Source organism: Cupriavidus sp. 8B (assembly GCF_054589115.1).
The window spans coordinates 1-11390 of sequence record NZ_BAAILO010000557.1 but is presented as its reverse complement, the minus strand read 5'-3'; the positions used below and the strand labels follow the sequence as shown (position 1 = coordinate 11390).

The window sequence follows — 11390 nt, the reverse complement described above, 5'->3', positions numbered from 1 at the left end:
AGACGCTGGGAGTGACACGTGATGCCACCGCTGAGGACATCAAGAAGGCGTTCCGCAAGCTCGCGCGCAAGTTCCATCCCGACGTTTCCAAGCAGTTGGATGCCGAAGTGCGCATGAAGGAGCTCAACGAGGCCTATGCTGTACTCTCCGACCCGGAAAAGCGCGCCGCGTACGAGCAATTGGGACGAGGCCATCAGCCCGGCCAGAAGTTCCGTCCGCCGCCGGACTGGGACACCGGCTTCGAGTTCTCCGGTCGGGGCTTCTCGCCACAGCAAGAGGCCAATTTCAGCGACTTCTTCGCCGAGCTGTTTGGCCACATGGGGCGCAGACACCGCGGTTTCCATACACACGGTGGCAAGTCCCCGTCGCGCGGCGGGGATCACCACGCCAAGGTGCTGCTGGACCTCGGAGACACCTTCACCGGCGCCACCCGTCAGCTTTCGCTGCAGGTGCCAAGCGTGGACGCCCAGGGCGGGGTGCAGCTCAGGAGCCGGACCCTCAGCGTCAAAATTCCCAAAGGCGTTCGCGAAGGTCAGCTCATCCGCCTGGGCGGGCAGGGTGCACCGGGGATCGGCGGTGCGCCGGCGGGGGATCTTTTTCTGGAGGTGCATTTCAAACCGCACGACCAACTGAAGGTGAAGGGACGCGATCTACACCTTGTCCTGCCGGTGGCGCCATGGGAGGCGGCGCTGGGGGCGGTGGTGCCCATTGATTTACCTGGGGGCGAGCTGAAGGTGCGCATTCCCGCCGGCGCCCAGAGCAGCAGCGAGCTACGCGTGCGCGGCAAAGGCATCCCCGCTAATCCACCAGGCGATCTGCTGCTGCACATCCAGGTTGTGTTGCCGCCGGCAAACACCCCTAAGGCGCGGGAGCTTTATGAAACCATGGCGCGGGAATTGGCCTTTAAGCCGCGCCCGGATAGGAGCGCCTGATCCAGGCTGGATGACGACATTCTGATCGGCAGCTTGATGCAAGAGGCTTGGCTGACTCTGGAGCAAGTGGCCGCAGAAAGATACCACTGGGGCCGCTGTCTGGAAGGCGGTGCCTTCAGTTTGCCGAGGTCCCCGCAAGCCGGCCGTTCCTCGCTGGCCTTCGCTAGTTGCACCAGGGCCGCTATGGATTGGTATTGTCCCAGCGAAGCGTTGCGTCAGGTGTCTTGCCGCCTATCAGCGCTTCGGCGATCGGCCCCGGGGTGGGCCGTCAGATGAAGATCGCCGATTCATGCTGTGCGGGGCTACCTGTTGAGTGGCGTGCTTTCTTCTAGCTTGGAGTAGCCGTGCGCTTCAATTACTGCAGGAGCCACAACAATGTACCCCAGTGACCTGAGTAGTGTCACTGCTTCAATTTCAGCGTCAGTGTGAGGCGGTTGTTTCGAAGGCGGCACGGAGGCTGTGGCCGCTCTCAGCGCCGCATCGTGCGGGAGCTCTCGGAGATGGTCGTCCTGGCTGCTAGCAACGAGCTTGCAGCGCTGCGCATTGGGTCTCCAGGTGACCTCCACCGCGGTACAGAATTTGCCGGTGAAAAGCTTTAATTGCGAGCTTGCTTTCAGCCACGCTACAAAGGATTCGCGAGACGCAGGCTGATACCCTTGCAACAGAGTTTCAAGATTCTTCTGTGGCAAGCCCTGCCCCTGGGAGGAAGGCTCTTCCAGCAGTGACAACTGCAGCGCCACGCGCTCGCGGTCAGCTTCCTCGTAAATGAGGTATTCGTTGTCAACCACGCCTTCGCGAAGCAGTTCGCACAGCAACGCCCAAGCCCTGGGATTCTTCTCGATGCAGCCTTCCAGGCCAGGGTCCAGGCTCGCCAGAATTGCGAGCATCGATTGGTGCCTGCCCGACGCGACTTCGAGTGCGAAGGAAGCGGCATTGCGGGATGGGCTAGCCCGGCGCTGGAGCATTTGCAGGGACTCGTCCTTGTACTCCTGGATCTCGGCAAGGGTCTCGGCAGCCTGGCTCCAGGCGTACTTCTCGAGATTTTCAGAAAGTTTTCGCGCAGCCCTGGCCATGTCATAGGCGAGAACGCCAACATAGCTCTTGCACGCAGCGCATTGGCACTGGAGACGCCCGTAATGCAAAAATCCCGCATACACCCGTTCCTGATGCCCGCAGTGATCGCACTCGAGCGCAAAGCCGCCCTGGCGGGCCGGGCGCTGATTGGCAAGTAGCCCATCGACCTGGTATCGCGCCGGATTATCGCAACACGGACAGCCCCAAATGATCTTGTGAGAGCCGTCGCGTGCCGCCACCCTGCCAAATTGACGTTCCAGCGCACTGCGCGGAATGCCCTGCGCCCGTCCGAGCACGTCGGCTGAGTAGCGCCAGTAGAAGTAGGAGTGAGCGGCAGCTGCCACATCCGGACCGTGCTCGCGCAGCTCCTGTAGAACCCGTGGTGTGTGCCGAATCCGATCGGCAAGGCTATCGACCATGAGGGACCGGCCCGGAACAAGCGCCTCGAGGGCCTGGCGGCTCTGCTCGACAAAGGCAGGCACATGCTCGCGGCGGATGGCGTCTTCCTCCTTGAGCCAGCGCGAATGTCCCGGCAGCGTGTTAAGTGCATCAATGGCTTCTTTGAGTTCTGCTATCGGTGGGCAGGCCAGAAAGGAAAACGGCTTGCTGAACAGCAATGTTTCTATCATCGCATCGTCTCCGGCAGAACGGCACCCCTCCCGGGCCTGGGCGGGGTGCCGCGAAACGCCTACGGTCAGTCAGTTGGCTCAGCACTTTGCAACTGGCCCTGCTGCCCTCTACAAGCACGCTCGCCAATCGCTGCAGGTGGGTGCCCGTGGGTGGGCCCCGTGGATTCAGCAGCGGCGAGGTATAGCCATAACCCGTCAGACCGGCTGGACATCGACGGGCGTGACCTGGCCATCAATGGGACGAAGCGACTCCGGAGGTGATTGCGCAGTACGCCGCTTGCGTCCCGTTGGTGATTGCGCAGTACGCCGCCTTGGTGTCCGCCGGCGCGGGGCCCAGCGTGGGTTTCCCCTCGCCGGTGACCGCACAGTAGGCCGCCGTCGTCGGTCTCAACCCAAACTCGCGCGCGCTAAGCCGGGCGCTTGCCTCGGCCAGCGCGCGCAGGCGGGCTTCATCCTGTGGGCCATCAATACCGACGTAGGGGTCATGATGCAGGACATGGCCAAAAATGTGCTCACAGTCGCTCGCATAGCGCCTGGTATCGACAATATGGGCGTGCCAGAATGCGTCTACCTGTTCGCTGGGTACGACTGATGTGTCGGGGTACTTTGCCGCGAGTTTGAGAAACCTGCGGTAACCGGCCTCGGCATCGACCAGGCTTTCGGGGCTCCAATGAGCGGACTTGCCATGTAGAAGCTTGGTTTTGATTCTCGAGAAATCGAGCGCATCGATTGCTTGCCATGACCGTTCAATCGATTGTTTCTGCACTGTCATGATGTGGTTCCTCCTATTGTTGACGCTGGGGCACGCGCCGGAATCCAGAATCAGGCGCGCATCGGCTGCGGTCCCTGCTCAGGTAGCAGGTCGTGCACGGTATGGCTGGAGAGGAACGCGGTGACGTCCTCGGCCGGAATAGGGCGGCTAAAGTAGTAGCCCTGGACTTCGTCACATCCCTCGAGGCGAAGAAAGTCCAGTTGGGCCTCGTTCTCGACGCCTTCGGCCACGACCTCCAGCGCCATCTGATGTCCTAGCCCGATGATTGCGCTCGTGATTTGCGCATCGCTCCTGCTGTCGGGCAGATAGCGTATGAACGAGCGGTCGATCTTCACCGTGTCAATCGGGAAACGGCTCAGGTAGGCGAGCGAAGAGTAGCCGGTGCCGAAGTCGTCAATGGCTAGGCGTACCCCCGTTCGCTTCAGGCGCGACAGCCAGCGCGCCGCTTGCTCGGCATCGCGCATTACCATGCTTTCGGTCAGTTCAAGTTCGAGCAGATGTCCTGGCAAGCCGGCTTGCTTCAGGGCATCGAGAACCACCTGCCTCAGGTCCTTGTCGGCAAATTGCCTTGCGGAAAGATTGACCGAGACGCGTATCGGGGCAATGCCGTCGGCAAGCCATTGCGCATTCTGGCGGCAAGCCTCACGCAGTACCCACGCGCCAATCTGCACGATGGCCCCGCATTCCTCTGCAATCGGGATGAAGTCAGCGGGCATCACCATGCCGAGCTTCGGGTGGTGCCATCGGATCAGGGCTTCCACGCCGGTACAGGAATTGGTGTCCAGCGAGATGCGTGGCTGGTAGTGCAGCACGAACTCATTGTGCTCGAGTGCGCTGCGCAGATGCGCTTCCATGTCGATGCGATTCTGCAGGGACACGCTCATCTCGCGTACATAGTATTGGAAGCCGTTCTTGCCGAGCTGCTTGGCGGCATACATGGCGAGATCAGCATGCTTTAGCAGCGTCTGCGCGTCATCGCCATCTTCGGGAAAGGAGCTGATGCCGATGCTTGCCGTTATCTGCAGCTCCTTGCCATTGACGACAAAGCCGGATGCGAGCGCGGCCTGGATGCGCTTGATGATGCGGTGCAGAAGGGAAAAGTCGTCGATCGGCTCGACCAGTATGACAAACTCGTCGCCACCGAGCCGGGCAATGAGGTTGGCTTCGCCAAGCGTGGCGCTAAAGCGATCTGCCACGGCACGCAGCAAGACGTCGCCCGCGTTGTGGCCCATGGTGTCGTTGACCCTCTTGAACTGATCCAGGTCAACAAAGACGATATCGAGTCGGTGTTGACGGGAGCGGGAGCGAGCGAGGCTGCTCTCGAGATGATTCTTGAACATCAGCCGGTTGGGCAGACCGGTGAGCGCATCGTGATTGGCAAAAAAGCGCAGGGTCTCCTCGGCCTGGCGACGTAGCAGGAAGTGGCCAGTGTGACTAGCTATCGCGCTGGCCATGGCAAGCGCATGTGGATCGCGTGGACGCTTGGTGCGCGAATACAACTCCACCAGTCCAAGCGTGGTCGTGCCCTTGCGCAGTGGGAAAGCGAATACAGTTCGCACGCTCCCGTCGTCCAGCCAGCGATGCTGAGGCAAACGCGCGATAGCACTGCGGCTCGCATACCAACGCGGTTCCGTCAGTGCGTCTGCCTGATCTGCCTGATCTGCCTGACCTGCCTGAGGGTCGACCGGCCGTCGTGCCAGCCAAGCATCCAGTTCTTGCTCGCTGGCCCGGCGAACCGGTGCAAGCGCCAAGCCACGTCCTGCATCCGAAGGCCAGAATGCACCCGCCTCCCATTCCGTGCCCGCGACCAGGGTACGGACGATTTTTTCCAGGACTTCGGCTTCGCTGGACACGGTGGCGAGATGCAAGGCAACCAGATGCTCCTGTGCGCGAGCCTGCTCGATGAGCTTTCGCTGGGTGATGTCTTGCGCGGTGCCGCGCAGGACGGCAGTACCCGGTGGGCCATGCGCATGGCCGATCAGGTGAAGCCAACCCATGCGTCCACGTGATGAGCGGTAGGGGCATTCGATCTCGAAAGCGACGCGCTCCCGCAAGGCGGTTTGCATCCTCTGCCGTAACACGCCGCGGAAGCGAGGATCGGCTGCGCCGAGCAGTGTTTCGGGTGTGGGATCCAGCACTCGCGCACCCAACAGCCGGGCCATCTCGCGGGAGAAATAGGCCACATTACGCTCAAGGTCGATACGCCAATCCCCCAGGTGCGCGATCCGCTGCGCCTGGGCAAGCCCCTCTTGACTCTCGCGCAGGCTGTGTGTCATGCCATCGGCCACCGCCAGGGCACGTGAGCGGGAACTGGATAGCGCGTAGGCCAGCCCGGCCAGCAGCGCGGTAATGATCAAGCCGGCCCCAAGCACCACACTCTTCAGGTAGCGTTGCGGGCCCGCCATGGCCTGGGCATCGGCGGAGAAGACAATGAGCCAGCGCCGCCCTCCAAACGGCTGTGCCACCTCCTTGCGCAGGAAGGAACGATCGTCCGATACGCTTGCCCGCTGGAGCGCGGCATGCTCGTCGCTAGCGGCAAGCTGTACGGCGCTGGCCCGGCTAGCAGCCTTGGCACTGGGGAGGGCGGTGGCCGTCATGCCGCCGGCGCTGTTGTACAGCAGCGTCGCCGGGGATGGCGGTACTGGTTCGCCATCGAGTTTCCCGGCGTCGTACAGTTCGAAGTGGGTCCCATACACGCGCTGGTTGCCGGCGATCTCCCCAAGCAGGCCGCTGATTCGTATGCCAGCCCCAACGGAGCCGATATAGGCATGGCGGCGCTGCTCCACTGAATCGAGCGGCTGGCCCTTTCTGTAGACCGGAAGGCGCAAGGCAATGCCGACGTGGGGACCTTTTGCTTCGCTGAAGATCAGGCGCCCGCTGCTCACTGCCTGCCCACTGTCACGGGCTCTTTCGAGGGCGGCCAGGCGCCCCGGCTCAGCACCCATGTCGATGCCGATCGACGGCAAGTTGTTGTGGAGCGGCTCGACATAAGTCAACACGAAATAGGCTGGCCGCTCTCCTGCGGGACGGATGGAGAACGCTACTCCGGCGTCGCGCAGGACCGCATCCTTGCGCTGGCTGGCGACAAAGCTGGCCAGCTCGGAGGCCGGCACATAGGGCGCGTAGTTCAGCGTCTGGAACCCGGGGTAGCGTTGTTCCAGGTTGAGGCCATTGACGAAGTCGCGGAATTCCTCGCGCGAAATATCATCACTAGCGCCGAAGAGCGCCTGCATGGTTACCAGGACGTCGGTGTAGAGCCGGATACGCGTATCGATCTGCTGGGCGATATCGTTGGTATCGCTCTTGAATCGCAGGCGTGCATCCCTCTCCAGCAGCTCTGTGTAGAGCGAATGCACGACGATCGTGCTAAGCAGGCCGAGCAGCAGCGCGCCGAGTGTAACGGCGGTCGTACTGACGCGTCCGAGCGGACGCAGCAATGGCGTCAGTAGCTTGCGCACACGATACCCCCCGGAACGTGACGTGTGGACTGCAGACGTAAGCGATCAAGCGGCGATGGTGTCAGCCGGCTACTGCTGGGCCGCCGCCGGGGCGCGCGGATTTGCGCAGCGTTGTTTTACCTGTCTCTACAACGTTATCCCAAATTGGAGCAGGAGCAAGGCCGAATACGGTTGTAGAGTCCCCACTTAAGTGGGGGGGGGTGCGCCCTATGTGCCTAGTCAAGCATGAGGGGCGGAAAGGCTGCCGCCGCGCGGCAAGGCGAACAGCTCGTCGCAGCGCCGTCTGGCAGGCGCCAAGCTTCCCTGGAACTCGTCATATACAAAGCCCGCCGCAAACGGCCCGCGCTCGTAGTACAGCGAACCGCTCAGAATCAGTGACCCCATAGAGGGTGATGCTCGATTGCGCATGCGATGCGCCGGCTATTGTGGACAGCAGCGTAGCCAAATGACCTCAAGGCACAAGTAGCGGCCGAGATGACATCTTCGTAATTGAATGGCCATCCATTCGTTACCGCTGTCTCAATACACTGATCTCCGCGTTGAAGCCACGCACTCATCGATCTGGAGATCACGATGGAAAACCTCAAGCAAGCAATTCTGACCACTGCAATCACAATGATGTTCTCCGGTATCGCCGCTGCGGCTACCGTAGACTCTGGTAGCTCGGACGCGCCGCAGGATGGCGGCAGTCGCGTGACCCAGAAGCGCGACCCATTCACGGACGGGGCGCATGACGGTTCGCGCGACTTGTCCGTGGTCTGCGCAAGATCGGCATCGTTTGACGGGTACTCGGACGGCCGATAAGTAGCGGATGCTCTTGGCTCAGCGATCCGAGCGCCAATCACCGGAGGGCGCTCGGCCCTTACCCCAATCCCATGTCGTTTCCCGCCCAGTGGCGAGCGTGACTTCCGTCGCGAGTGGTATAGGCCGGGGCGCCGCGATGCGTCTGCCTGGGCTTGGCCGCCGGTTCGGCTGGCGTTGGCAATCCGCTGGATTCTCGATCAGGGCCCGACGATCGCGCTGTGGGGCCCACGTCGCCCGGACCAGTTACGCGGCATCAATGACGCATTCGGATGGATGCTGAGCACGCAGGACAAGGCTGACATCGATACATTGCTCGCACAGCATGTGACCGATCCAGTCGGTTCGGACTTCATGGCGCCGTCGCGGCGCTGGCACGAACGAGGGGAGACAACGATCCAAGCGGCCGCTGTTCAGGCGCGCGCGCGCCGGGCGGCGCTAGCCGCGAGCAACGCTGTCAATCCCGCAGCGAACAGCGGTCCCGCCGCCTGAGCAGCGACAGCATGCAATGCACCCACTTCCCACGCTGCCAGCACCCACAGGACCACGCCGATCGCAAGCCAGCCGTCGTCGACGAAGAGACCCACCAGTTCCTCGGTCACCTTCGCGAGACGGCCTTGATCGGGGGGAGGGGGCGAGGCTGTTGCGTTTGGCAATGGGGAGGACGTGCTCCGCAGATGCCCGCAAAGGCGAACCATACCCAGGGCAACGACAAGGAAGGCGCCGATAAGCGCCAGGATCGCCCAATCTTCGCCGGGCCACGATAGCTTGATACCCTCGCCCACCCAGAAGGTCCCGAAAGCAGCAAGCATGACGCCAACGGCGAACTTGAGGGCGTTTTCCGGAACCTTGGCCAGCGGCCGATGCAGCCAAAACCCGAGCATCACCACGACCAGCAGCGCGAGGAGGGCACCAATGGACGCGGGGAGGATCATGCGGCCGCTCGCGCCAATCGCAATGACGATGAACACCACCTCAATCCCTTCCAGCATCACGATCTTGAATGCGGTCGCGAACGCCACCGCATCGATCGCCTCGCCAATTGGGCCGTCTTGCCGCCGCAAGGCTTCGGTTTGCCGAGCGAATGCCTGCGCTTCGTCATGCAGCGGCAAGATGCCTGCCGCCCGCAGCACTGCCTTGCGCAACCAGCGCAGACCGAATAGCAGCAACAGCGTACCGACCACCAATTGGGCCACCGGTAGCGGAATCCTGGCGAGCGCGGGGCCTAGTGCTACGACCAGTAGCGTCAGGACGGCCAGCGAGGCTGCGGTCCCTAGCAGCGCCGAGCGCCAGCCGCGGACGGCGCCAACCGCCAGCACGATGGTTAGTGCTTCCACGAACTCGACCATGGAGGCCATGAATGCTGCGAGTATCGATGGTCCTGCCGAAGTCCATTCCATCATGTTCCTCTCCTATTTTCCAGGCTGTCGATTTTTTTCCGGGTGCAGGGGCGGTGAAGCCCACTTTTCAGGCCACGCTCAGGTCTCCACCACGGGCACCAGTACCAGTACTTGAGTTCGTGGACCACCGGTAGCGCAATGGAGCGACAGCCGTGAATTCTAGGGAGCGCAGAGACGGGAAACCCTGTCAATTCAATTACAGATTTGTCATCCAGGGCTACCGCGCCTGGGACTATCATGCGATCACGCAAGGCGCCAAGGCGCGCCGTGCTGGCACTAGCTAGACGGGGACGAGCATGAGAATTCTGGTGGTGGAAGACGAGCCTAAGACTGGCGCGTACTTGCGCAAGGGGCTCACCGAATCCGCCTTCGTGGTCGACCTGGCCGTAACCGGCGCCGATGGCCTGCATCTGGCGGTGGAAGTGAGCTACGATTTGATCATCCTGGACGTAATGCTGCCCGACACGAACGGCTGGGAAGTGCTCAAGCAACTGCGTGAGCACAAGGACACGCCGGTACTGTTCCTGAGCGCATGCGACGAGGTAGCGGATCGTGTGCGTGGCCTGGAACTCGGCGCCGACGGCTATCTGGCCAAGCCCTTTGCGTTCGTCGAACTGCTGGCGCGGGTGCGTACTCTACTGCGACGCGGCCCGGCGCGCGAGGCCGTCCGCATCGAGATCGACGACCTCGAGATCGACCTGATCCGCCACCGCGTGACGCGCGCCGGGCGCAGCATCAAACTCACGCCGCGCGAGTTTTCGCTGCTGCATTTCCTGGCGCGCCGGCAGAGCGAGGTGCTAAGCCGCACACAGATCGCCTCGCACGTATGGGAGATGAATTTCGAATCCGACCGCAATGTCGTGGACGTGGCGGTGAGCCGCCTGCGTGCCAAGATGGATGACGATTTCCATACCAAGCTGATCCATGGCGTGCGCGGGGTAGGCTATGTGCTGGAACGCCGGGAGCCCTGATGTGCAGGGTCTCTCACTCACCACCCGCCTGGCGTTCGCCTTTTGCCTGATTGCTGCGACTGTGTTTGGTAGCGCGGGGACCTACCGGTACCGCGCGCTGGCTACGCAGGTGATCTGCCGCGACGATGCGGAGCTGCTGCGCAAGGCGGCACGCGTGCGCAATGAGCGGATGGCGCAGGGCGCGCCGGATTCGGCTTTCGGCCTCAAGGCGATTCGCTCGTGGACCACGCGTGAAGGCTTCGCGCGGCTTTCCCAGTTGTCGGCCGATCTGGCGCATGATTTCCGCACGCCCATCTGCGGCCTGCCGACTGCGCGCACGCAAGTGTTGCTCCCCCACGCGCAGGAACACCCCTAAGGCAGGCCTGGAGCGCGGCCGTGGAGATCGATATCGCGGTGCAGGAAGCGGCCTGGCCTAGCATCTCCTGCCAGATATCGGCCGGCGGCTGCGGGGGCGGCGTGAGCGCGTCCAGGTTGTCACACTTTGCGCCGCTGTGGTCGGGCGCCAGGCCCATGGGCAGCATGTCGTAAGCCGGCATCAACGAAAGGGGCAGCGCTGTCATGCAAGAAGGCGAGGTTGCCAGAATGCCTTTTGGCTGAAGGCCCATGGACGGGTCGCAAGGGCTTCGAGCAGCTCGGCCAGCCCGCTAGCGCAAGTTGCCGGCGGGACGGGAGGGTAAAGCCTGCAGACAGCCTTGTGAAGGCGGGTGGCCGATCTGCGCGGCTTTGCTTGGCTACTTTTTCGGCGGCGCGGCGCTAAACGTTTTGTTGGCAATCTTCCAGACGCCGTCGATCTCCAGGAGCGTCATGTAGTCCGTGAAGGTCACTTCCGGATACTCCAGCACCACCTTGGCGGTGCCGGCATTGCCTGTCACGTCGAAATGCGTGATGAAGCGATTGCGCTGTGCTTCATCGGCCGCGGGCTGGCTCCGGCCGGCAGGCGGTCGGTGGCCCGTAGGCACCATACAAGTGGCCTGCGATGACCTTCATCCGGCGACGACAAAGCTTGCTGCAAGAATTCTTAGAAAAAACTTGCCAGCGTTGCGCGAACAACTTAGTATTCGCTCCCCTCGCAGTACGAGGCTCAGCTGCAGGGCAGGGCGGCCGAATTTGCGGGGTTAGCTGGAAAGGTGAGAAAAGCGCATAGCGAATCTGGCCCGAGCAAGAAAAGATTAAAAAAGTATTGATGAAACGCAGATAATTCTTTATAGTCTCGTTTCTCCGCTGCAGCAAACGCAGCGACGCGGCAAGCAAAGCGAGCCGCGGCCAGTTCTTTAACAAACAAACAACCGATAAGTGTGGGCGCTTGATAGCGGATGCGGAAGACTTCGGTCTTTTAGCTTACAAGTTATAAAG

At 62.1% G+C, this 11390-nt stretch carries 8 protein-coding genes and 1 pseudogene; 4 read left to right on the top strand and 5 right to left on the bottom strand.

Annotated features, from left to right (window positions below):
* On the top strand, positions 1–932 hold a 932-nt coding region (locus tag ACYP5B_RS48750), incomplete at its 5' end, for a DnaJ C-terminal domain-containing protein (protein WP_459574652.1).
* Positions 933–1234: 302 nt separating this feature from the next.
* Here ACYP5B_RS48750 and ACYP5B_RS48745 read toward each other — a convergent pair.
* The 3 genes from ACYP5B_RS48745 to ACYP5B_RS48735 form a co-directional block, all read right to left on the bottom strand.
* Entirely contained in the window at positions 1235–2635 is a 1401-nt protein-coding gene (locus ACYP5B_RS48745) for a hypothetical protein (protein WP_459574651.1), read from the bottom strand.
* Positions 2636–2867: 232 nt separating this feature from the next.
* Positions 2868–3407 carry a glycine-rich domain-containing protein gene (locus tag ACYP5B_RS48740; RefSeq protein WP_459574650.1) on the bottom strand — a complete coding sequence of 180 codons (540 nt, stop codon included), beginning with the start codon at positions 3405–3407 and terminating at the stop codon, positions 2868–2870.
* A 50-nt stretch (positions 3408–3457) separates the two neighbouring features.
* Positions 3458–6865, bottom strand: a complete 3408-nt coding sequence (locus ACYP5B_RS48735; protein ID WP_459574647.1) for a bifunctional diguanylate cyclase/phosphodiesterase — start codon at positions 6863–6865, stop codon at positions 3458–3460.
* Positions 6866–7438: 573 nt separating this feature from the next.
* Here ACYP5B_RS48735 and ACYP5B_RS48730 point away from each other — a divergent pair.
* Positions 7439–7669, top strand: a complete 231-nt coding sequence (locus ACYP5B_RS48730; RefSeq protein ID WP_400102839.1) for a hypothetical protein — start codon at positions 7439–7441, stop codon at positions 7667–7669.
* Between the two features lie 410 nt (positions 7670–8079).
* Here ACYP5B_RS48730 and ACYP5B_RS48725 read toward each other — a convergent pair whose 3' ends face one another.
* A complete protein-coding gene (locus ACYP5B_RS48725; RefSeq protein WP_459574646.1) occupies positions 8080–9024 on the bottom strand; it encodes a COG4280 domain-containing protein in 945 nt (314 codons plus the stop codon).
* 338 nt (positions 9025–9362) lie between these two features.
* Between ACYP5B_RS48725 and ACYP5B_RS48720 the strand changes: the two genes are divergently transcribed.
* The gene (locus ACYP5B_RS48720) at positions 9363–10037 is read left to right on the top strand and encodes a heavy metal response regulator transcription factor (protein WP_400102841.1); all 675 of its coding nucleotides are present in this window, start codon (positions 9363–9365) and stop codon (positions 10035–10037) included.
* A 1-nt stretch (position 10038) separates the two neighbouring features.
* Positions 10039–10392, top strand: coding sequence for a hypothetical protein (locus ACYP5B_RS48715; RefSeq protein WP_459574644.1), 354 nt, complete (start codon positions 10039–10041; stop codon positions 10390–10392).
* Positions 10393–10768: 376 nt separating this feature from the next.
* Here the strand turns inward: ACYP5B_RS48715 and ACYP5B_RS48710 are convergent.
* Positions 10769–10963: pseudogene (locus ACYP5B_RS48710) on the bottom strand (nuclear transport factor 2 family protein); the annotation flags it as partial.
* Between the last annotated feature and the right edge of the window lie 427 nt (positions 10964–11390).